At 40.2% G+C, this 23,668-nt stretch carries 21 protein-coding genes; 8 read left to right on the forward strand and 13 right to left on the reverse strand.

Annotation, left to right across the window (positions count from 1 at the left end):
* The first annotated feature begins 181 nt into the window (after nt 1-181).
* The 3 genes from prpB to M5X66_RS12265 all read left to right on the forward strand — a co-directional run bounded on the left by prpB (nt 182) and on the right by M5X66_RS12265 (nt 3,770).
* Entirely contained in the window at nt 182-1,072 is an 891-nt protein-coding gene (prpB, locus tag M5X66_RS12255; RefSeq protein WP_036951115.1) for a methylisocitrate lyase, read from the forward strand.
* Nucleotides 1,073-1,146: 74 nt separating this feature from the next.
* Nucleotides 1,147-2,301 (forward strand): bifunctional 2-methylcitrate synthase/citrate synthase, encoded by a 1,155-nt coding sequence (prpC, locus tag M5X66_RS12260; RefSeq protein ID WP_154600031.1) that lies wholly within the window; start codon nt 1,147-1,149, stop codon nt 2,299-2,301.
* Between the two features lie 14 nt (nt 2,302-2,315).
* Nucleotides 2,316-3,770, forward strand: coding sequence for a bifunctional 2-methylcitrate dehydratase/aconitate hydratase (locus M5X66_RS12265; protein ID WP_154600032.1), 1,455 nt, complete (start codon nt 2,316-2,318; stop codon nt 3,768-3,770).
* A gap of 86 nt (nt 3,771-3,856) precedes the next feature.
* On the opposite strand, the gene M5X66_RS12270 is transcribed toward M5X66_RS12265, so the two are convergent.
* From M5X66_RS12270 to M5X66_RS12290, 5 genes are all read right to left on the reverse strand, one after another.
* Entirely contained in the window at nt 3,857-4,024 is a 168-nt protein-coding gene (locus M5X66_RS12270) for a hypothetical protein (RefSeq protein WP_154600033.1), read from the reverse strand.
* The gene (locus M5X66_RS12275; RefSeq protein WP_410431437.1) at nt 4,012-4,380 is read right to left on the reverse strand and encodes a type II toxin-antitoxin system RelE/ParE family toxin; all 369 of its coding nucleotides are present in this window, start codon (nt 4,378-4,380) and stop codon (nt 4,012-4,014) included. Before M5X66_RS12275 ends, M5X66_RS12270 begins: the two co-directional genes overlap by 13 nt.
* 316 nt (nt 4,381-4,696) lie before the next feature.
* Nucleotides 4,697-6,070 carry an ATP-dependent RNA helicase DbpA gene (dbpA, locus tag M5X66_RS12280; protein ID WP_230085088.1) on the reverse strand — a complete coding sequence of 458 codons (1,374 nt, stop codon included), beginning with the start codon at nt 6,068-6,070 and terminating at the stop codon, nt 4,697-4,699.
* A gap of 64 nt (nt 6,071-6,134) precedes the next feature.
* A complete protein-coding gene (locus tag M5X66_RS12285; RefSeq protein WP_154600034.1) occupies nt 6,135-7,175 on the reverse strand; it encodes a galactose-1-epimerase in 1,041 nt (346 codons plus the stop codon).
* Between the two features lie 147 nt (nt 7,176-7,322).
* Complete coding sequence (locus M5X66_RS12290; protein ID WP_036951121.1) at nt 7,323-8,252, reverse strand: cation diffusion facilitator family transporter; 930 nt, start codon at nt 8,250-8,252, stop codon at nt 7,323-7,325.
* Between the two features lie 376 nt (nt 8,253-8,628).
* Between M5X66_RS12290 and M5X66_RS12295 the strand changes: the two genes are divergently transcribed.
* Nucleotides 8,629-9,066 carry a universal stress protein gene (locus M5X66_RS12295; protein ID WP_036951122.1) on the forward strand — a complete coding sequence of 146 codons (438 nt, stop codon included), beginning with the start codon at nt 8,629-8,631 and terminating at the stop codon, nt 9,064-9,066.
* Nucleotides 9,067-9,126: 60 nt separating this feature from the next.
* On the opposite strand, the gene eco is transcribed toward M5X66_RS12295, so the two are convergent.
* Nucleotides 9,127-9,603 carry a serine protease inhibitor ecotin gene (gene eco / locus M5X66_RS12300; RefSeq protein ID WP_036951124.1) on the reverse strand — a complete coding sequence of 159 codons (477 nt, stop codon included), beginning with the start codon at nt 9,601-9,603 and terminating at the stop codon, nt 9,127-9,129.
* Between the two features lie 265 nt (nt 9,604-9,868).
* Here eco and M5X66_RS12305 point away from each other — a divergent pair, with 265 nt between their 5' ends.
* The 3 genes from M5X66_RS12305 (at nt 9,869) to M5X66_RS12315 (ending at nt 12,392) form a co-directional block, all read left to right on the forward strand.
* Nucleotides 9,869-10,081: a DUF465 domain-containing protein gene (locus tag M5X66_RS12305; protein ID WP_036951125.1), complete on the forward strand. Its 213-nt coding sequence runs from the start codon at nt 9,869-9,871 to the stop codon at nt 10,079-10,081.
* Between the two features lie 247 nt (nt 10,082-10,328).
* Nucleotides 10,329-10,685: a nitrous oxide-stimulated promoter family protein gene (locus M5X66_RS12310; protein WP_036951235.1), complete on the forward strand. Its 357-nt coding sequence runs from the start codon at nt 10,329-10,331 to the stop codon at nt 10,683-10,685.
* Between the two features lie 891 nt (nt 10,686-11,576).
* Nucleotides 11,577-12,392, forward strand: a complete 816-nt coding sequence (locus M5X66_RS12315) for a helix-turn-helix transcriptional regulator (protein ID WP_036951126.1) — start codon at nt 11,577-11,579, stop codon at nt 12,390-12,392.
* Between the two features lie 143 nt (nt 12,393-12,535).
* Here M5X66_RS12315 and M5X66_RS12320 read toward each other — a convergent pair whose 3' ends face one another.
* From M5X66_RS12320 to xerD, 7 genes are all read right to left on the reverse strand, one after another.
* Complete coding sequence (locus M5X66_RS12320; protein ID WP_230083397.1) at nt 12,536-15,715, reverse strand: FKBP-type peptidyl-prolyl cis-trans isomerase; 3,180 nt, start codon at nt 15,713-15,715, stop codon at nt 12,536-12,538.
* Complete coding sequence (locus M5X66_RS12325; protein ID WP_108478264.1) at nt 15,712-16,212, reverse strand: hypothetical protein; 501 nt, start codon at nt 16,210-16,212, stop codon at nt 15,712-15,714. The genes M5X66_RS12320 and M5X66_RS12325 overlap by 4 nt, the downstream gene beginning before the upstream one ends.
* A 685-nt stretch (nt 16,213-16,897) precedes the next feature.
* Complete coding sequence (gene lysS / locus M5X66_RS12330) at nt 16,898-18,415, reverse strand: lysine--tRNA ligase (RefSeq protein WP_036951129.1); 1,518 nt, start codon at nt 18,413-18,415, stop codon at nt 16,898-16,900.
* A 7-nt stretch (nt 18,416-18,422) separates the two neighbouring features.
* Nucleotides 18,423-19,524, reverse strand: a protein-coding gene (gene prfB, locus M5X66_RS12335; protein ID WP_108478266.1) for a peptide chain release factor 2 whose coding sequence is annotated in 2 segments (ribosomal slippage) — nt 18,423-19,445 and nt 19,447-19,524 — 1,101 coding nt in all. Because the reading frame shifts where the segments join, the coding sequence is not laid out codon by codon here.
* A 127-nt stretch (nt 19,525-19,651) separates the two neighbouring features.
* Nucleotides 19,652-21,385, reverse strand: coding sequence for a single-stranded-DNA-specific exonuclease RecJ (gene recJ / locus M5X66_RS12340; RefSeq protein WP_036951130.1), 1,734 nt, complete (start codon nt 21,383-21,385; stop codon nt 19,652-19,654).
* 8 nt (nt 21,386-21,393) lie between these two features.
* Complete coding sequence (gene dsbC / locus M5X66_RS12345) at nt 21,394-22,095, reverse strand: bifunctional protein-disulfide isomerase/oxidoreductase DsbC (RefSeq protein WP_036951131.1); 702 nt, start codon at nt 22,093-22,095, stop codon at nt 21,394-21,396.
* A gap of 17 nt (nt 22,096-22,112) precedes the next feature.
* On the reverse strand, nt 22,113-23,015 hold the full coding sequence (xerD, locus tag M5X66_RS12350) for a site-specific tyrosine recombinase XerD (protein ID WP_036951132.1): 903 nt from the start codon (nt 23,013-23,015) through the stop codon (nt 22,113-22,115).
* A 117-nt stretch (nt 23,016-23,132) separates the two neighbouring features.
* Here xerD and fldB point away from each other — a divergent pair, with 117 nt between their 5' ends.
* Complete coding sequence (fldB, locus tag M5X66_RS12355) at nt 23,133-23,651, forward strand: flavodoxin FldB (protein WP_036951134.1); 519 nt, start codon at nt 23,133-23,135, stop codon at nt 23,649-23,651.
* The last annotated feature ends 17 nt before the right edge of the window (nt 23,652-23,668 follow it).

Consider the following 23,668-nt stretch of genomic DNA (forward strand, 5'->3'; position numbering starts at 1 on the left):
AAAAAATGGCTTTCTTGTCACATAAAAATAAAAGCTTTTATCTTATTGATATTTAAAACTTAATAATAACCTCACGCTTTCCTTCTGAACTGGCACATCAATTGCTACCTAACTATAGTTAGTAAAAGTCATATCGTTAGTAAAAGTCATTTACACATGATTAACCAACTCCGAGGTGTTTATGTCTAGCCGTTCCGCAGGTCAAAAATTTCGAGATGCCGTTAACAGCGAATCCCCTCTTCAATTGGTCGGTACTATCAATGCAAACCATGCACTCCTTGCTCAACAAGCTGGGTATAAAGCCATTTATTTGTCTGGCGGCGGCGTGGCGGCTGGTTCATTAGGGATCCCAGATTTAGGCATTTCTACACTGGATGATGTGCTGATTGATATTCGTCGCATTACTGATGTCTGTGATTTACCGTTAATGGTGGATGCGGATATTGGTTTTGGTCCTTCCGCATTTAACGTAGCCCGTACCGTCAAGTCGATGGCGAAAGCGGGTGCTGCTGGGCTGCACTTGGAAGACCAAGTTGGCGCGAAGCGTTGTGGTCATCGCCCTAATAAAGAAATTGTGTCCACTCAAGAAATGGTTGACCGAATCAAAGCTGCTGTCGATGCAAGAACAGATGAAAATTTTGTCATCATGGCACGCACTGATGCGCTGGCCGTTGAAGGGCTTGAGGCAGCTTTAGAGCGAGCAAGTGCTTACATCGAGGCGGGTGCCGATATGCTGTTTCCCGAAGCGATTACTGAGTTAGGCATGTATCAGCAATTTACTCAACATACGCAAGTGCCTGTATTAGCTAACTTAACTGAATTTGGTCAAACTCCGCTGTTTACTTTAGATGAGTTACGAAGTGTCGGCATTGCCATCGCCTTGTATCCACTTTCCGCTTTTCGTGCCATGAATAAAGCCGCTGAGCAGGTATATAACACCTTACGCCAGCAAGGCACCCAGAAAAATGTCGTGTCACTTATGCAGACTCGTGAAGAGCTCTATAAATCCATTAATTACTATCAGTATGAAGAAAAACTGGATGCGTTATTTTCACAAAATAAAAAACGCTAATTTCTTTTCTTGCAGCACATAAACCGTGAATCGAGCAAGTTGTAATCTCTTCTGCCCCCTACAAGGAATCAATGATGAATGAGCAACTTAAAAGTACTGGTTTCAAACCCAAAAAATCAGTCGCCTTATCAGGCGTAACCGCTGGCAATACGGCACTTTGTACCGTAGGTCGAAATGGTAATGACCTCCACTATCGGGGCTATGATATCCACGATTTAGCCACTCAGTGTGAATATGAAGAAGTCGCCTATTTACTTATCCACGATAAACTCCCTAACCGCACTGAATTGTCAGCGTACAAAGAAAAACTTAAACCTCTAAGGGGTTTGCCGACAAATGTAAAGCAAACATTAGAGTCCATCCCTGCCAATACGCATCCGATGGATGTCATTCGCACTGGCGTTTCGATGATGGGCTGTGTATTACCAGAAAAAGATGTGCATACAGTCGCTGGCGCTAAAGATATTGCCGACCGATTACTTGCATCTCTGGGTTCCATTTTGCTGTATTGGTACCACTTTAGCCACCATGGTCGCCGTATTGAAACCATGACTGATGATGACTCCATTGGCGCCCATTTTTTGCATCTGTTACACGGTAAAAAACCATCTCCTCAGTGGGAAAAATTCATGCATATTGCCTCTATTTTATATGCAGAACATGAGTTTAACGCCTCAACATTTGCAGCTCGTGTGATTGCTGGAACGGGCACCGATTTTTACTCAGCAATTACAGGTGCCATTGCGGCGTTAAGGGGACCGAAGCATGGTGGCGCCAATGAAGTTTCATTAGAAATTCAGCAACGCTATGCCTCTATTGAGGAGGCGGAACAAGACATCGTGGCTCGAATTAAAAACTCAGAAGTTATTATTGGCTTTGGTCACCCCGTTTATACCTTGGCTGATCCCCGCCATCCAATCATCAAATCCGTCGCCTTACAGCTTTCAGAACAAAGTATGAATCGGCATTTGTACACCATTGCAGATCATATTGAATCCGTTATGAAACGTGAAAAAAACATGTTTCCTAATCTAGATTGGTTCTCTGCGGTGGTTTATCACTTAATGGGCGTTCCTACGGCGATGTACACCCCATTGTTTGCCATCGCACGGATTGCGGGATGGTCAGCTCATGTGATTGAACAACGCCAAGATAATAAAATTATTCGTCCTTCAGCAAACTACACTGGCCCAGAAAATAAACTCTTTGTTCCCATTGAACAGCGCTAATTAAGGTAAAAATAATGACCACGCAAACTCAAATGACCCCACATGTTCAATTTGATAAAGTGATGACGGATATTGTCGATTATGTTATTGATTTTCCTATCACTTCAACGTTAGCTTACGATACCGCCTATTACTGTTTACTGGACACACTAGGCTGTGGAATGGAATCACTTGAATATCCGGCTTGCAAAAAGTTATTAGGCCCTATCGTCCCTGGTACACACGTCCCAAATGGCACAAAAATTCCCGGAACACAATTTCAATTAGACCCTGTTCAAGCTGCATTTAATATTGGAACCTTATGCCGCTGGTTAGACTTCAACGACACTTGGCTAGCCGCGGAATGGGGACATCCTTCCGATAACCTAGGTGGTATTTTAGCCACCGCGGATTGGCTTTCTCGTGAAAATCTCGCTAGAGGCAAAAAGCCGTTAGTGATCCGAGACGTCCTCACAGCCATGATCAAAGCTCATGAAATTCAAGGCTGTATCGCTCTCGAAAACGCGTTTAATAAAGTCGGTCTTGACCATGTCATTCTGGTCAAAGTGGCATCAACCGCCGTCGTGGCTCAAATGCTAGGACTCTCCCGTGAGCAAATTCTCAATGCTGTTTCCCTTGCATGGGTTGATGGTCATAGCTTACGTACCTATCGACACACTCCAAACACAGGCTCCCGCAAGTCATGGGCAGCAGGTGATGCCACCTCGCGCGCAGTTCGCTTGGCACTCATGGCGCAAAAAGGAGAAATGGGCTATCCAACTGCATTAACTGCCAAAACATGGGGCTTTTATGACTCTCTGTTCCGTGGTCAGCCGTTTAAATTCCAGCGACCTTATGGCTCTTATGTAATGGAAAATGTATTGTTCAAAATTTCTTTTCCGGCAGAATTTCACGCTCAAACCGCAGTTGAAGCCGCTTTACAATTGCATGAACAACTTAGTTCAATGGGAAAAACCGCTGACGATATCGAGTCTATATCAATTCGTACCCATGAAGCTTGTGTGCGCATTATTGATAAACAAGGACCATTACAGAACCCGGCAGACCGCGATCATTGCATTCAATATATGGTAGCAATTCCGCTTATTTTTGGTCGCCTTACCGCATCTGACTATGAGGATAGTATCGCTCAAGATAGCCGAATTGATACGCTGCGTGCCAAAATGCATTGTCATGAAGACCCTGAGTTTACACAGGATTATCATGATCCTGACAAGCGCTCTATCACCAACGGTCTGACTATCACATTAAAAGATGGGCAAACCTTGAGTGAAGTCGTTATCGAATACCCTGTTGGTCACAAACGCCGTCGTCCAGAAGGTATGCCTCTATTACTTAAAAAGTTCAGAACCAACTTAGCGCGTCAATTCCCAGAAGCTCAACAACTGAGAATTTTATCTGCATCATTGGACAAGCCATTGTTTGAGAATATGCCTGTTAATGAATTTCTCGATTTATGGGTGATTTAGTTTTGTTATTTTTTTGATTTACAGACAGTCAAAGGCTCCGCTCCATCGAATACCGTTGACTGTCTGCTCATCACAAATACCCCGGTTTATGGCATTTGTGGCACAAGTGTAGAAGTATCATCTTGTCCCGTGGCAATATTTTCCGCTGGTCCTAATGACGCCATCACTTCTTCCCTTAACTTTTCTACCTCTTCATCAATTTCTTGACGCATTTCTGGTGAACATTTTTCTAGTAACTCGCTTAACGTACCCATAATCCCTCCGGTTTCACTAAGTGAGATGCATATTCCGCATCTGCTGATTTAATCAACTTGATATAAAATTGACTCTCGTCACAACCCTTTTTATTACCTGCACATAACACAATTCCACAACTTCTTGGATCAAACGCAAAACAAACTCGAATGGGTACCCCCGAAACTTGGATCCTGAGTTCTTTCATATGAATAAATTTAGAAAGTTTTAATCTATCTGCATAAGGGCGCCCTAAATGAGGTCCATATTCAGAAAGAATCAAAAGCATCGAAAGTACTTTCTTTTTTACTTGATAGTTTTGAATCTCTAACCAATCGTCAAACAAAATCCTCGTTCTTATCGTCCATGTCAACAAATTAAACCTCCTTACTTTGAGAAAAAAATTCAACTCTCTGGTTATTAAGAAAAACTCATTTTCTAAAAAAACAGAAATCAAATAACCGATTAAATACGGGGTATTGCTGTTATAACGAAAAAATTAAGTAGATTAAATAAAAAAAGAAACTCGATAAAATGAATGGAATGCGCTTCGCAGAAATCGCGGCAAGAATAAAACAGGCGAAATAATATCAAAGTAAATTATTAAGTTTTATTTGCTTATTTTGATTATGATAGAAACAAAAAAGCCCCAGTTTACTCAACTAGGGCTTCAAAAATGTCAGTCTAGGAATTTACTTTAGCAATCTCGCTCTCACTGATTTACCTTTGATTTTACCTTGCTGTAATTGCTTCCACGCTTTGTTCGCCACTGATTTTTTAATAGCGACATAGGCATGCATGGGGTGAATCGCAATTTTACCAATATCATCCCCTTCTAGACCAACCTCTCCAGTTAATGCGCCCAGAATATCCCCAGGACGTATTTTGGCTTTTTTACCGCCATCTAGGCATAAGGTTGCCCATTGGGCTTCTAATGGTGTAATGCGCAATCCTGTTGGCTCTGGCAGCCAATTCAGCTTCATGTTAAGCATCTCTTCGAGCACGTTTGCGCGTTGAGCTTCTTCAGGTGAGCATAGGCTTATTGCTAAGCCGCTTTGTCCTGCACGAGCTGTACGACCAATGCGATGAACATGCACTTCAGGATCCCAAGACAATTCAAAGTTAATCACCATTTCCAGTGCTTTAATGTCTAAACCTCGAGACGCCACATCCGTCGCGACCAAGACTCGGCTACTACCATTTGCAAATTGGACTAAGGTTTGGTCGCGATCGCGCTGTTCCATATCACCATGCAAGACTAGGACACTTTGACGGCTATCCATTAAAGCATCATAAACCGCCTGGCAATCCTTTTTCGTGTTACAGAACACGACACAAGAAGCTGGCTGTTCACGGCTTAACAGCTTTTGCAGTAAGTCAATTTTGTCATGTCGAGACACTTCATAAAACTGCTGCTCCACGTCAGGTAATTCGTTAACCGAATTAATTTCAATGGTTTGTGGATTATTTTGGATACGTCGGCTAATTGCTGCAATGCTATCCGGCCATGTTGCTGAGAATAAAAGTGTTTGTCTATCTTCTGGCGCGAAAGAGATTACTGCGTCAATATCATCCGCAAACCCCATATCTAACATTCGGTCGGCTTCATCAAGTACCAGTGTCTGTAAATGATCTAACCGCACCGTTTCTTTATGTAAGTGGTCAAGCAAACGCCCTGGTGTTGCCACCAAAATATGTGCTGCATGCACTAAAGAATCACGCTGAACACTAAAAGGTACACCGCCACATAAAGTTAAAATTTTGAGATTAGGAATATAACGCGCTAAACGGCGTAATTCATTCGCGACTTGATCCGCTAATTCTCTTGTTGGGCATAAAATGAGGGATTGGGTATTAAAGTTTTTTGCATCAATACGTTGTAATAGCCCTAGACCAAAAGCAGCTGTTTTTCCACTCCCCGTCTTAGCTTGAGCTCGCACATCTTTGCCAGCAAGGATAGCGGGTAATGCCGCTTCTTGAATTGGGGTCATGGTTAGAAAACCCAATTCATTGAGATTGGAGAGCTGCTCCGCAGGAAGCGCATTTAGTTCAGCAAATGAAGTCACAGTTAACATTCCGAATAAAATAAAAGAGATCATCACGAGGGATCATAGCCCCTCGTACATGATACTAAAAAATAAATTGATAGCGAGTTTGACTGGTATAAATATGATTAGCTTTGGCTATGATAGGGTTTGCACCATCTGATTCAGCATGCCCTAAACCATCAAATGGGTATTGCGGAGCCAACACTATTCCAGAAAATGGCGTATAGGTTTTACTTTTACCTAAAACGGAGACTAAATGGTTCCCCGTATACAGATGGATTGCAGGTGATGTACTCATCATATTCATTTGTACATCACCATTGGGAGAACCCAGTGTCGCCACAATTTGTTGCCCGTCGACTACTGGCTCATCAAACACAAAAGTATGATCGTATCCACCTACCGCTTGTTGCTCTTCGTCTTGTAAAAAGTCACAACCAATGCGTTTCTTTTGCCTAAAGTCGAAATAAGTGTCAGTAACTTCACGCCACTCTCCCGTTGGAAGCCCTTCATTATCTTGTGGCAAGAAATACGCAGCCTGCATTTGGAGATCATGCTCAAATGCAGTACGATCTGATTGTTCACCCGCAAGATTAAAATAGGTGTAATTAGTCAGGTTAACCGGGCAATCTTGGTTACATTGATATCGGTAGTTAATGACTACTTGGTTATCATCAGTGAGCTCATAATGTACTTCAACTTTTAATTCCCCCGGAAAACCTTGGTCACCATCAGAAGATACAAGGGTAAAAATCGCTTGCTGTTGGTCAGGTTGAGCGATTGACCACACTCGATAACTAAAGTTATCACGCCCACCATGCAAACAATGTGCACCTTGATTATGTGCAAGTTGATACTTACGACCTTCAAGATCAAAAGTGGAATTTGCAATACGATTTGCGACTCGTCCTACCGTTGCGCCAAAATAGACTCGCTGCTCCATTTGAGCGGCCATATTAGGCGATCCTAAAATGATATCGCGTTTACCACTCGCCAACGGTAATATACAACTCACCCAGCTGGCGCCTAAACTACTCAAAATAATTTTCATTCCCTGTTTATTTGTGAGTGCTACGACCTTCGGTGTGCGCAGAGTGTGACGTTGTTGCTTGGTAAACTGCATTTTTCCCTAATATCCCTTATATTTCCACTTATCGTGTAACCAACATAATTTAACAATAATAAAACGAATTCTCGATGACGTAAAAAGAAAAAAGCTGAGCGCATAATACGTCAGCTTTTTCAAAAGTGCTTAATGATTAAATAAGAATTAATGCAAACAATCTTTATCATAAGGGTCTAAGTGGGTCATAACATCCAGTACTTGTGGGTTTTTCATTAATTGTTTCCTTACGTTTACCGCTATATCATGCCCTTCTAGAATTGTCATTTGACCATCTAACTCTAAATGAACATCCACAAGGAAAAAGTCGCCAGATTTGCGTGTCTTCAAATCGTGGAATCCTTTAACTCCCGGAATACCTCGAAGAACATCGCTCAATTGTTCAAGCGTTTCTTCATCAGCCCCTTTATCCATTAAGTCTTGCATAGATTGATAAGTGAATTTGAATCCCATTCGGAAGACAAATGTCCCCACAATTAAAGCAGCAATAGGGTCAAGAATGCGGATACCGCATAAACTACCAATAATCCCGATAGCGACGACTAATGAAGAGGCTGCATCAGAACGCGCATGCCAAGCATTCGCCACTAACATGCTAGAATTAACTTTATTTGCTACATGCAGCATGTAGCGGAATAAGCCTTCTTTCGCAACCAAAGCCGTTAATGCAGCAACTAATGCAATCGTATGAACTTCTGGGATTAAATCTGGGTTAATCATTTTTTCGACCGCAGACCACCCCATTCCCACACCCACGATCAACAAAATAATCCCTAAAATAAGGGATGCACCATTTTCATAACGGAAATGACCATATGGGTGATCAGCATCTGGCTTCTTATGGCTTTTTTTATTCGCAATAAGGACAACAAAGTCTGCAACTAAATCCGAAAGTGTATGAATACCATCAGCAATTAAGCCTGAAGAGTGGGAAAATATCCCAACAATAATTTGCCAAATAGACAATAGAGTATTCACCGCCACACTGATCAAAGTGCTTTTTTTTGCGGCTTTAAATTTCTCTTGTTGCAATTCGAATTCATTTTTCCCGGAAGCTGGGATTTCATGTTTATGCATAGTTTATTTTCTTAATGAAAAACAAAACAATTATCATTTAAATATAGTTTATTTTCAATGACTTAATCAAGCTCAATGATATTCTCATATTGTTTGTTAAATGTCTCATAATAAATTGTAAATAATTGATTATATTGATTGAGAATGGTTATTCTTTATTTTTCTATCCTTGATAAGATAAAAAGCCATAATCAGATAAAAGCTATAAAGGAAGATATTCATAACTAACCTATCCTCTATTATAGATAGAGTGTAGGTTCATCTTTATTAGATAGCCATGTTACTGTGAATTCAATATCACAAAATCATAAGTGTAATATGACTTATAAAATGATAGGTATATAATCAAATTAAAATAACAAATGAAGAGGTGGCTATGTATAAGAAAATATTGGTTCCTATTGATCTGTTAGAAGATGATTTAAATTCAAACATCATCAAACATGTGGAAGATTTGGCAACGTTGGGGAAGCCTGAGATTCACTTTTTCTCGGTGATCCCAAGTGTAGAACTATTTTTTGGTATTGAAGTCGCTATCTTACCTGAAAGCCATAAAAACTCGGCTGAGCGTGCAACACTCGCAATGCGGGCATTAGAAGAAGTGATCAAAGATACTAAAATTCCAAGTTCTCAAATTACATGTCAAGTGAGTATTGGTTCAGCAAAAGACGAAATTTTAGATTACTCAAAAACCATTAATGCCGACCTAATTGTCGTCGGTTCTCATCATCCAAGCACATCCACTTATTTATTAGGTTCGACTGCATCCGCCATTGTGCGTCATGCGCAAACATCAGTGTTTGTCGTTCGTTAATCTAAAGCTTACAAAATAAAAATGCCGCATCATAGAAAACTGACGCGGCATTTTAATGCATTATTTCTTAACAGAGTTCATTAATTTATCGTCTGTCGACCAAATGCGGTATTTCACTTCCATATCTTTTGGCGCATAAACAACAATTGGGAGTTTGCTGTTATAACGAACAAATGCTTCATCACCTAATTGAGTGGTAATAAAGCGGTCTTTTGCAGGTTCGCTACAAGCCATCATTGTTGAGGCAGGTCCTTTGACTTCGTCTAATTTGTAGTAGTTATATCCCCAACCCTCTAAGGTTTTTTCTTCTAAGTCACCCATAAACCATTGGCGATTACAATCTGCTTTAATGGTTTTTCCGATAACCAGCTCAACCATGTAGTCATATTCATTTTGCTGAGTATCAAGCTGGATCACATGACGAGTCATACCAGATTCTGCTTTCGGGTAAGGCGCGATCTTTCCTAAATCTTCAGTCGCCATTGCACAAGAAGACACTGCTACCGCAGCCATTACAGACAAAATCGCTTTTTTCATCATAAAATTCCTATTGGTAAAAAAATAACAACATTAAAAACTAGGGTTTGATACATAGTAGGTCAATTCAACCACTTTAATCACTATAGATGATTCTTAATTACAAAAATATAGATAACTCATTAATCCTTTAGTGATAATACTTAATATTAGTATAAGGATCATAAAATTAATAAAAATTATGTAAATCCGCCCCATCAATATGTACATAAAACAATCAATGGTTATACTGAAAGTGAGGCTTAATTCATTATGAGGAGGTAGTATGTTATCTGCTGATCAAGATTTAGTTTCACAATTAATCTCCACACACCCCCGCTTTCAATCTCTCTATGAGAAGCATCACCAATTAGATAAAGAAATTAGCAAGCTTGAAGGACCTTCAGGTGCCGGCTATAACGAACAGGTTGCCAAACTTAAAAAAGAAAAATTGCATCTAAAAGATGAAATGCAGAGAATAATGCAAACCAGTCGATAAGGTGCCTTTAAACTGCAGCTAATCTTACTTTATCAAATACATTGGGGTCTTAGCTTCAATGCATTAGGCTCCAATAAGTTAGCTACAACACAATTGGCGATAATACAGTGTTAATGGCATAAGAAATTTCTCTTATGCCATTTTTGCTATTAATGGGGGGAAAATGCTTTTATATTGATTTAAGCGCCTATAAATAGTTGCTATAAAGATATATATTAAATATATCTTTATTTGAGGAGAAGCGATGATGGTGGGTAAAAGAATATCGAGGGAAATCGTAACGATAGAAAAAATGATAAAAATCTATGAAAAGGCACATCCTGCTCCTGAAGACAACCCAGAACATTACCAAATACTTTTTTCCTATGCCGTAAAACGCCTAAATAAATGCCGTTATGGTGAAGAAAAACCAGCCTGTAAACAATGCCCTATACATTGCTACCAACCAAAGCAACGTGAACAAATGAAAATCATTATGCGTTGGGCCGGCCCTAAAATGCTATATCACCATCCTATTTTAGCAATTCGTCATCTCATTGATGATAAAAAACCTGTCCCGGAGCTACCTAGTCGGGAACGTACTACATCCAACCTGAAAAAATGATCTTATCAACAGAATATTTCACCACACCAATTCGGAATTACATCACTGAGAAAAACAAATTTATCGGTGTAAATGTTAAATATATTTAACGACAACTTGTTCGTTAGCCTCGTGTGTTTTTTTTCACTATCTTATTGGTTTTTTATCAGTTTTTAAACTCACTCACGTTATCTTCTCAATTTTCATCGAATCTCGATAAAATGACTTTAGCTCTCTATCATGTTTCTATTTCCAGAAATGACGTTCATATAAAAATTAGTAACCGAACATAATTAATAATCAAAACCCATGCTTATGAAAAATACAAAAATGATAACACTGCTCAATTAATACTAAAAATGAGATGTACATCTCAATATTTAGCTTAAAACGCATGTTTTGATAAAAAACAAAAATCAATATGATTCAATAATTTTATCAATAATGTCATTAACAATTTTATACATTAGATAAATTTATTATTGATACTTTTAACGAATATACCCTAAATAATTTGCATCACTATTATTTATGATAAGACACAAATAATGACTACTTACCTTTAAAAGATAAAAAAACAATGAAAAAGCGTAAAAAAACACAAAATATTAAAATCTAAAAAATATCGAAAAACTGGAATTTAAAACCACAGTTACCGGTAACTTGTAGAATAAGTGAATAGAACACCAAATAGGTTGCTCGGAAAAACCGATTAGTTTTCCTATAAGCATCGTAAAAAGCATATTTCGAAACATTTATTAATACTTTAATTTACGATATGACATATAAAAAAACAGCTCATATAATTTCAATCATCAAGGTTATAGTGATTTTTTATATCAATAGAATTTAAAAACTTGATATTTGATTTCGACTATTACTTAAAGAGCTAATTTTAATAAAGGTGCTACTATGAACAGTCAATTAAGTCATCAGGTGATAAAAAAAGTACGCATAGATAAAAGTAACCCACATGCGATACTCGATTTAACCTCTAAGGGTCTTATCATAATAGAAAAAGGGTCAATATTGCTGGAAACTCCAGCCGCAAATGAGAGCCTACATGAAGGTGATATTCTCTACCATAAACAGGGGTCATATTCGTTTAAAACAGAGAACAATACACTAGATGGTGAATTCTTATGGATCTCATTGGATGATAAGTTTTTACGTGAGTATTTATCTCATTACGGATCACAATTAAGTGAGATTGAGCGAGCTGACAATGTCGCTAATGACATCATCAAGTTTACAACAAGCCCATTGATTAATGAGTTAAAAAATAGCTTAGAATCATTTATTCAAACTCAATATCCTGAAATGATCCTTAAATTAAGGATTAATGAGCTACTCTTGTTATTATCTTATAGTGAGCAAGGTGCAACTCTGTTGTCCAATTTACGACAACTCAGTAATCGTCAAGCTGAGCGTTTGCAGACATTCATGGAAAATAATTATTTAAAAGAGTGGAAGTTAAATGAGTTTGCCAGAACGTTTGGCATGGGCTTAACAACATTCAAAGAGCTATTTCATACTGTTTATGCAACATCACCTCGTTCTTGGATCAGTGAGAAGCGCATCATGTATGCACACCAATTATTGATAAATACGTCGATGAGTATTGTAGAAGTTTCTATGGAAGCCGGCTTTTCAAGTCAGTCTTACTTTACTCAAAGCTATCATAAGCGCTTTGGTTATACCCCCAGTAGGTCGCGTAAAGCCGCCTAGTACCTTCCTCACGTTATATGCCCTGTCAGTATAGGATTAATGTCTTAGCTACACTGACAGAAAGGCAACCCCGCTATCGTTGAAAATAAAAAAAGAGCCTACTATTTAAGTAAGCCCCTTCTTTTTATTTAGAACCTTATTAATCAGTTCGCTTGAATCACTTTCAAATCAATAATTGACATTGAGTTTGGCGGCACTTCACCAGGAATACCTTCTGGGCCATAACCACCTTCAGGCTCAATATAAATTTTGACCATTCCGCCAACACCCACTTTCTCTACGAACGAGTTCATGGGTGGTGGAAGTTGATCATAAGGTAACACCATTGGATTTTTTTCTGTATGCATAACGGTCACCTTGCCATCGGTAAGTTGTTCTCGCATGATCAATGTGATTTTTTTGTCTTTCACATTTGTAATTGGTGTACCTTTTTGTAAAACCTTATAATAAGTATAATTATCTAACTTACTGTATTTCTGCTGTTTTATACCCTGCAGGATCTTCTGATTCCGCTTTTCATTCTCTTTGGCAATAGTCGTATTATCCGCAGATGGGATTTGGATAATGGTCGGCGCTTTACCTGTAGGTGACTTTTTGCTCGTTCTTAATGCATCATTCTCTTCACGTAACTGAGTCACGCGCTGATTAAGATCCCTAATTTGCGCTTTCAGTCCCTCATCTGTTGAAAATGATTTCAAGGATGCCAACTCATCTTTTGCTTTCTTCAAACTATCTTGAACACTAGCAAGCTCCAGCTTAGATTTGTTATCCGCCGCTGTTTTTTCATCGAGCTGCTTCTTGAGTTGAAGCAATTCCTGATCTTTTTTCGAGAGATTCTCGGCATTAAATTTTTCAGCATCTAACTTTAACGCATTCAATTGTTTGTTCGCATCTAGCAGCTTTTGCTCGATGTCTGCTTGCTGTTTGTTGCGATTGGCAATGTCACCTTCAAGCTTAGCAATCAATGCTTCTTTTTCTTTGGCTTGTGACATCAATTGAGTATTTTGAGACTCTAGCTGCTGTTTATCAGACAGTTGCGCTTTTAACGAATCTTGAATGCCTTTATTCTCTTGATCTAACTTTGTTAAAGCTTCTTCTCGGCCTTTGAGTAAGCTAATTTGCTTATTCAATTCCGCAGTTAATTCTTTGACTTGTAGGTCAGTATCTTTGCCTGCAAGTTCAGTCTGTTTTTCTAATTCAGCACGCAGTTTTTGCACTTCAGTATTTGCTTGTGCTAACTGTTTTTTCGCATCCGCATAGCTTTGCTCATTCGATGTTAGCTGCGCTTGTAACTGTGCGTACTGATTTTGGCTATCCGCCAGTTGCTTAGCTATTTTTTCATGGGCATTTTGCTGAGTAACCTGTTGTTTCTTCGCTTCTGCTAACTCAACATCCAGTGCATTTTTTTGCACTAACTTAGCGGTTTGCTCAACTAATGTTGCTTGAATTTTATCGTTCTGCTGTGATTTTTCAGCGAGTTGAGTCAAAAGCTTCTGGTTTTGCTCAGATAAAGCTTTAACTTGTTTGTCGCTAGCTTGAGCCATCAACGCGGCTTTATTTTCCAGCTCTTGCTTCACGTTTTGCAAGTCTGTACTAGCCTTAGCTAGCAGCTGCTTAGATGTAGCTAATTCAGCTTCTACCACAGATTTTTGTTTTACTTTATCTGCCAGTTGCTGATTTTGTTGTTCAAGCTGCTTAACCGCGTCTTGCTGTTGTTTCAGTGCTAATTGGACATCATTTTTTTGCGCTTGAGCCTGCTTTAGCTCATCTTCACGCTGTTTCAGTAAGGCTTGTTGCTGTACTAAGTTGGCACTTACAGACTTCAGCTGTTCATCAGTATTACCAGATGACTGCAATTGCTGCTTCGCGTCAGATTGCAATTTGGTAATCTCGGAGGTTAATTGCTCGATGTGCTGATGAGCATCCGTGACTTGTTTGTCTTTGTCAGCCAACTGCTGCTTCATTTGCGCGGTCAGTTGCTGATTCTGTTGTTCAAGCAGCTTAACCGCATCTTGCTGTTGCTTGAGTGCTAATTGGACATCATTTTTTTGCGCTTGAGCCTGCTTTAGCTCATCTTCACGCTGTTTCAGTAAGGCTTCTTGCTGTACTAAGTTGGTACTCACAGACTTCAGCTGTTCATCCGTATTGCCGGATGACTGCAATTGCTGCTTCGCGTCAGATTGTAGTTTGACAATCTCGGAGGTTAATTGCTCGATGCGCTGATGAGCATCCGTGACTTGCTTGTCTTTGTCGGCAAGTTGTTTTTTCGCATTTGTCGCTTCAATCACACCATCACTCAGCTGTTTTTCCAACTGTTTGATAGTGTCTAATGACTGGCTATTTTGTTTGGTAAGGTTATCCAGATTAGCTTGTTTTTCAGCAATCACTTTCTGCGATTTAGCTAATTCACTATTCAGCCCATCGATAACAGCTTTATTATCAACAGATTTTACAACACTTTGTAATTGCTCAATTTGCAACTTACTTGCTGCAATGTCGCCACTGAGTTTAGCTATCGTCGTTTGCTTTTCAGTAATGATGCGATTTAATTCAGCAATGTCTTTATTGTAGTTAGTCAGCTTAGTGACTAACTGACCATCAGTTAGCAGCTTATTGTACGAAATCAGCTCACCAACACCTTGAGCAACGCCAAAGCGATACAGATTTTTTAATTGCTGTTGCTCAATGAGCTTTGCCAACTGAGCCAGATTGACTGAGTTTTCAGTCCCTGCTTTCTTCGTGAAATTCGAAGAATATAAGCCAAGAGGATCAATAATGACTTGGTATTTGGCAAAATCCTTCGCCAAATACTTAGGATTCCATTGATTACCTTGTAGCAAATAGGAAGATGCAGGCTGGTAAGATTGAGACTCAGAAGGCAACAAACAGACGTCGATAGCAGGTTTGATATCTGTGTCTGCTACTTGAGCTGGTTCTGCTACTTGAACAGGTGTTTTAGGCTCAATAGGTGTTGATGCCGATGCTTTTGTATTTTGAGATTCAGATGACGTCACCGCATTCGATGATCGCTGAGCCACCTTTTTCTCTTTAGTATTCTTTACTTTACCCGCCGTAACTTGACGGTTTTCTTTCGGCACAGGAACTGGCGAAAGAGAGGATAAGACATCATAACCTTGGGCTTGTGATTTAACACTCAGTGGTACTTCGACAGGTCGAGGCTTTGGTTTTTGACCTTCATTTTCAGATTGAAGGTAAGTATCAAAGTCATCGATGACATTGTTAAAACGCTCCGCGTAGGAAGCTGTTGAAAAACATGTCGAAAAAAGTGCCAGAGAGACACAAAGCCTTAGGTTAAGTCTCATAATCCATTAATTTTCTGCAAAGTTGATTCCGTTGATAGCACTGCGTTGTAACGCACCTTAGCACAAAGAACTTTTGTTTTAGATTCAATAGCCATTTGCAATAGCTCAATGGTATCTGGGCTAGCAGTTGCTTCGATTTGTTTGTATAGCTGATTAATTTCACTCACTTCTTTAAATGAGCCTACCAGACGGTTATAACTTTCTGGTGATAGCGTTTTCAATGAACTGAGTTCTTTAATACAAGTATTTAGTGGCGCAACACCCTGCTGCTCAACAGCATTTGGTGAACGATCTAAAGCATTATTTAAAACGTTCTGAGATTCAGGGTAAGAATCATCAGCCTTACTATTTTGCTGTGAATTATTCGTTGCTGCTGTGGTGGTTTGAGAATCAGCTAATGCCGTCTTTTGCGCATTTGGACCAGTGACACAGCCAGAAAGTAAAGCCGTGCTTACCGCAAGCAAAGACGCGACATAAAATTTATTTTTTAAAAACATATATTTACCTTACCAGTACTTTTCTTCGCTATTATTATGATGTCCTAGAAACCTAGTGTAAGCTAAAAACTCGCTATTTTCTATATAGCCGAATAGAGAAATAGAGACTTCTCATAAATCTTATGCATTTTTATTTTGTGCCAATTTAGTTTTACAACCACAGAATTGTTATTTTAGTACATTAATACTCATATCTCTCTAAATAAGATATCGCATACTTGTGTATATTGATTATTCTTGCACATTAATTAACATCAAAAACACATTTTATTAGTAATAAATCAAATAAGCGTTGCTCGCTCATCCTATCTCTCAGGTTTTTATAAACTTAGTCTAATTAATTAAAATCATGATATTACAAGCAGGTACATTTACTCAGTCAAAAATTGAAAATACTCACATTTTGAGATATCTCAATGAAATGATAAAGATCACTTCGATAACAAAGCTAGGTATTGAGTAAAATAAAATTCTACACTTATTAAAGCAGCCAATGAATAGCAGTTATCTTAAAAAGATATTGATCTTAAATTAACGCATAACGTGATGTAACGCAGATTTTTATTTTAATACTGGAAAGGTACAACAAATTAATTGTGGGTTTGAATGAGAGAATTAAATAAAAATACCATGATTAATTGAGAAGATTCATGCCCAGTTATTAACTGGGCATGAAAAACAAAACTTAAGCTTTGCTAGGACGTAATGCAGGGAATAGGATTACATCACGAATAGTATGGCTATTAGTAAATAGCATGACCATACGGTCAATACCAATACCTAAACCTGCTGTTGGTGGTAACCCGTGCTCTAATGCGGTCACGTAATCTTCGTCGTAGAACATCGCTTCATCATCACCTTCGTCTTTCTGACGAACTTGCTCAGCAAAACGTTCTGCTTGATCTTCTGCGTCATTTAACTCAGAGAAACCGTTACCGATTTCACGACCACCGATAAAGAATTCGAAACGATCAGTAATGAATGGATTATCATCATTACGGCGCGCTAATGGAGAAACTTCAGCCGGATATTCTGTAATAAAGGTTGGTTGAATTAAGTGGCTTTCAGCAACTTCTTCAAAGATTTCGCACTGAACACGACCTAAACCCCAGCTCTTCTCAATCTTGATTCCGATAGACTGCGCGATCGCAACCGCTTTATCCATATCATCCAGGTCAGCAACGTTAGTTTCTGGACGGTATTTGCAGATAGCTTCTTTCATCGTCATTTTGGTAAATGGTTTACCAAAATCGAACTCTTGTTCACCATATTTAACAACGGTATTGCCTAATACTTTCTGCGTTAAAATACGGAATAAGTCTTCAGTCAGCACAATCAGGTCACGGTAATCGGCATACGCCATATACAGTTCCATCATCGTGAATTCTGGGTTATGACGAGGAGATAAACCTTCGTTACGGAAGTTACGGTTGATTTCGAATACGCGTTCAAAACCACCGACAACTAAACGCTTCAGATACAGTTCCGGCGCAATACGCAGATACATATCAATATCTAATGCATTATGGTGAGTCACAAATGGACGTGCAGAAGCACCACCCGGAATAACTTGCATCATCGGAGTTTCTACTTCCATAAATCCATGTTCGACCATGAAGTTACGAACTTCCGCTAAGATCTTAGAACGAATGATGAAAGTGTTACGAGATTCATCGTTAGCAATCAGGTCAAGGTAACGTTGACGGTAACGTGTTTCTTGGTCTGATAAACCGTGGAATTTATCTGGTAATGGACGCAGAGCTTTAGTCAGCAAACGAACTTCATGACAGTGAACGGTCAATTCGCCAGTTTTAGTTTTAAATAAACGACCTTTAGCACCTAAAATGTCACCTAAGTCCCATTTTTTGAACTGTTCGTTGTAGATACCTTCTGGCAGATCATCGCGTGAGACGTAGATCTGAATACGGCCACCAACATCTTGTAATGTTGCAAATGACGCTTTACCCATGATACGACGAGTCATCATACGACCCGCAATAGTCACTTCAATGTTCAGGTCTTCCAGCTCTTCTGCAGATTTTTCACCAAATTCAGCGTGAAGCTTATCAGAGACATTTTCACGACGAAAATCATTTGGGAATGGAATACCCTGTTCGCGCAGCGCAACCAGTTTTTCTTTACGGGCTTTGAGTTCGTTATTTAAATCGGGAGCTTGTTCTGCACCCTGTTGCTCTTGAGACATTTTTTCCTCACAGGCCAGCTTTTAAACTAGCTTCAATGAATTTATCCAAATCACCATCCAGCACGGCTTGCGTGTTACGCGTTTCCACACCAGTACGTAAGTCTTTAATGCGTGCATCATCAAGGACGTAAGAACGAATTTGGCTTCCCCAGCCAATGTCCGATTTATTCTCTTCCATCGCTTGCTTATCTGCGTTCTTCTTCTGCATTTCCAGTTCGTATAATTTCGCTTTTAACTGGCGCATGGCTTGATCTTTGTTTTTATGCTGTGAACGGTCGTTCTGGCACTGAGTCACAATGTTGGTCGGTATATGGGTGATACGCACCGCAGACTCAGTTTTGTTAACGTGCTGACCACCGGCACCCGAGGCTCGGTATACGTCGATACGTAAATCAGCAGGGTTAATTTCGATATCAATATCATCATCAACTTCAGGATAGATAAACGCTGAACTAAATGAAGTATGACGACGACCGCCGGAGTCAAATGGGCTTTTGCGCACTAAACGGTGAACACCCGTTTCTGTTCTTAACCAGCCATAGGCATAATCACCGATGATTTTAATTGTTGCAGATTTTAAACCCGCCACATCACCATCTGACTCTTCGATAATTTCTGTTTTGAAGCCTTTTGACTCAGCCCAACGCAGATACATACGCATGAGCATACTTGCCCAATCTTGCGCTTCTGTACCGCCAGAACCTGCTTGTAAGTCGATATAGCAGTCAGCGCTGTCATATTCACCGGAGAACATTCGGCGGAATTCAAGTTGCTCTAACTTGCCTTGCAGTGCTTCTAACTCAGCGCCCGCTTCGTTGAACGTTTCTTCATCATCAGCTTCTACCGCCAATTCCAATAAACCTTCTACGTCTTCAATACCTTGGGTCAGTTGGTCAATTGTCTCAACAATCGCCTCAAGGGAAGAGCGTTCTTTGCCAAGTGCTTGAGCGCGTTCTGGTTCATTCCAGACATCCGGCTGCTCAAGTTCTGCATTCACTTCTTCTAAGCGTTCTTTCTTGGCATCATAGTCAAAGATACCCCCTCAGAACCGTTGTCCGTTCAGACAGGTCCTGAATTTTGCTTTTTACTGGGTTTATTTCAAACGTCATTTTCACTATCTTATAGTTGATCAATAAAGATAAATATTTTCATTCACGAACCGTTTAGTATAACGGAATTCCTGTCAGGTTTATAGGGCATCAATCCTCTATTTCTGAACGAACTTTTACCGTGGTTTTAATCGGGCCAAATGTGTTCAATCATCAATTGCACATTTTTATTTCCGCGAAACTCGTTCACATCTAACTTAAACGCGATTTTCGCTTTTTTGACGCTATTATCTGGCCATCTACGGACATCAATATTGAACATAATGCCATCCAACATCGGCCCTCCATTCACGGGTTCTAACATCAATTTTAAATGTTTCTCGCCCACCAACTTTTGTTGCAATAACTGGAAATGCCCATCAAATACAGGTTCAGGAAAAGACTGCCCCCACGGACCGCTTTCGCGAAGTAATTCCGCCGTCTCTAATGACAGTTGATTACGCAATAATTCGCCGTCACTCCAAATAACGCCCGATAATTGCTCAGGTTGAATAAGTTCTCCCATCAGCATTTCGAAATGGTATTTGAATGCGTCAAATTTGCTCTCTTCAAGCGACAGACCCGCAGCCATGGCGTGTCCACCAAACTTTTGCATTAACCCCGGTTGCAGCGTATTTAATCGCTCTAATGCATCGCGCATATGAACGCCCTGCACTGAACGACCAGAGCCTTTTAATAACCCATCTCCGGCAGGCGCGAACGCAATAACGGGGCGATGGAATTGCTCTTTAATTCGTGAAGCTAAAATCCCAACCACCCCTTGATGCCATTCGGGATGATATAGCGCTAAACCGTTCGGTAACTGATTTTCGCTGTATTCGATTTTGTTAAATAGCACCAATGCTTCTTGCTGCATACCCGCTTCAATTTCACGGCGGGTCTGATTTAAACCATCTAACTCATTGGCTAGCTGGCGTGCATGTGCCATATCATCCGTCAACAGTAATTCAATACTGACAGACATATCATCCAGCCGACCAGCCGCATTAAGTCTTGGTCCCAGCGCAAAGCCAAAATCATTCGCGACCAGACGAGAGGCATCTCGCTTAGATACCTCAATTAACGCTTTGATCCCAGCACAGCAGCGCCCTGCTCTCACTCGATTCAACCCTTGATGCACCAGAATGCGGTTGTTCGTATCCAATGGCACCACGTCTGCTACGGTACCCAGCGCGACTAAATCAAGGTATTCCGCTAAATTAGGCTCGCTGATCCCTTGCTTTTCAAACCACTGCTGTTGACGTAAATGGGCTCTTAACGCTGACATTAAATAAAACGTTACCCCAACACCAGCCAGTGATTTCGATGCAAATTGGCAATCATTAAGATTCGGATTGATGATAGCATCCGCCGTCGGTAGCGTTTCTCCCGGTAAATGGTGGTCGGTAATAATTACCTTCATCCCATACTCGTGAGCAGTCACCACGCCATCATGAGAAGAGATACCGTTATCTACCGTAATAATCAGATCCGTTCCCTGCTTATAGGCTTCGTCCACCACCAATGGCGTTAAACCGTAGCCATTTTCAAAACGGTTTGGAACGATATAGTTTAAATTCCTATACCCCATCGCTTTAAGCGCACGGATAGCTAATGCTGTACTCGTTGCACCATCAGCATCAAAATCCCCAACAATAGTGATTTTTTGGTGCTCCACCAGCGCCAAATAGAGCAGCGTTAGTGCATTTTCAACCCCTGATAGCGAACGGTAATCAAGCAAATTAGACGCTTTACGCTCCAATTGAGCGAGAGAAGTTATCCCTCTAGAGGCATAAATGCGCTGCAAAAGTTCAGGAACATTAGGCAATGCCGCGGCATTACCTGTTAATTCTCGTTGACGTAAAAAAGTTTCGACATTCACAATGATGATTATTTCTGTTCAAGTATTTGGAGTAATTCGTCAGGTTTTAAAAAGCCAGGGAGTACTTGTCCGCTTGGTAAAATAATGGCAGGCGTTCCTGTAACTTTAAATAATTGACCTAATTTCAAATGATTGCCTAAATCGATTTTACAGTCATCAATCATGGCAACTTCGTCACCTTTGAACGCTTTAGTCAACGCATCTTTTGGTAATGCATTACACCAGATTGATGCCATCTGTTTTGCTGTGTCGCTCTTCATCCCTTGACGCGGGAAGGCTAAGTAGCGCACAGTCACCCCTTTGCTGTTTAACTCACCCACTGTTTCGTGTAATTTCTTACAGTAACCACAGCTAATATCAGTAAAGACCGTTATCGCATATTTTTCATTGGGTGCTTTGAAGATGATCATCTCGTTTTTCAACGCTTCCATCTTCTTCAACAAAGGCTGGTTACTGATGTTCACCGGAACTTTTCCGCTGAGATCATAAATTGGGCCTTGTAACAGGTATTTACCATCGTCCGTCACATAAATTACGCCGTTATCCGTTTCCACCGTATTTAATCCAACAATTGGGGAAGGCTTAATGGATTCCACTTGCATATTATAATGTGCCAGTTTTTCGATAATCAGTTTTTCTTCCGTTGCGCCATAAACCGATGCCGTTAATGACGCGATACAGGCGGCTAAAACAAGTAGTTTGCGTTTCATATTTATCCTTTCACCCATCACCCTCTCGGATGATGCTGCTCATGTAAAGCACGTAGCCGCTCAGTAGCGACATGTGTGTAAATTTGGGTTGTGGATAGGTCGCTATGACCTAACAACATTTGTACAACGCGTAAGTCCGCGCCGTGATTCAATAAATGGGTTGCAAATGCATGCCTTAATACGTGAGGAGATAACGCATCCCCATCAATATTAGCAAGTACGGCATAATATTTTATTCGGTGCCAAAATGTCTGGCGGGTCATCTTTGTACCACGTTTGCTTGGAAATAAAACATCGCTAGTTTTCCCATTCAGTAAATCTGGGCGCCCTTGCGCTATATATTTTTCCAGCCAGTAAATCGCCTCTTCTCCCAGAGGGATCAAACGCTCTTTATCACCTTTACCAACGACCCGAACGACGCCTTGACGCAAGCTGATATCCGAAAATGTCAGCCCTGTCAGCTCGGAAACCCGTAAGCCACAAGCATACAATACTTCCAACATGGCTTTGTCCCGTAACTCGAGCGAGTCTTCAGTCGCAGGTGCATTAAGCAAATCTTCAACTTGTTTTTCACTGAGATCTTTGGGTAATCGCTGCGGAATTTTTGGTGCTGCGATTACCGCGGAAGGATCATCCGCTCTTATCTTTTCGCGATAAAAATATTGAAATAACCGGCGAATCGAACTTAATAAACGCGCAGAACTTGCAGCTTTGTATCCGCCATCAATACGTTCCGCGAGAAAAGATTGTAAATCAATCGACTGAACACTTTCCAAATGCAATTGCTGTGCATCCAGCCATCTATCTAACGATTGGAGGTCATTACGATAAGATGCCAAAGTGTTTTCAGCAAGATCTTGCTCCAACCAAATTGTATCAAGAAACTGTTCAATTAACGGATTCAGTTGTTTACTTTCCACGCCAGATCCTATGCCTCTTTATTATTACAGTGCAATCTATTATGCCTGATTGTAGCACCATCTGTTACAATACGTCCCTCGTGATAAAAACCAGCGCTGGATATAGTAATAATATATATGAAAATAGGTCTTTTTTACGGTTCAAGTACCTGCTACACCGAAATGGTCGCAGAAAAAATACGTGACATTCTTGGTGATGATTTCATTACCCTCCATAACGTCAAAGATACACCGCCAGAATTAATGGAACAGTACGATGCTCTTATTTTGGGTATCCCTACGTGGGATTTCGGTGAAATTCAGGAAGATTGGCTAGAAATTTGGGAAGCGCTTCCCAAACTTAACCTTGCGGATAAAATGGTCGCAATGTATGGCATGGGTGACCAAGTTGACTATAGCGAATGGTTTTTAGATGCACTTGGCATGCTCTATCACCAGCTTAAACCGACTGGCGCACAGTTTATTGGCTTTTGGCCGACTGAAGGTTATGAATTTGAAAGCCCGAAACCGCTCACGGAAGATGGTGAGATGTTTGTGGGTCTTGCATTAGATGATGTGAACCAGTTTGAACAAACCGATGAGCGAGTCGCACAATGGTGTGAGCAGATCCTACAAGAAATTGAAGCTGCTCTTTAAGCGCCAAAGACAACTAA

Origin of the sequence: Providencia sp. PROV188, assembly GCF_027595165.1 — a bacterium.
GTDB classification, from domain to species: Bacteria; Pseudomonadota; Gammaproteobacteria; order Enterobacterales; family Enterobacteriaceae; genus Providencia; species Providencia lanzhouensis.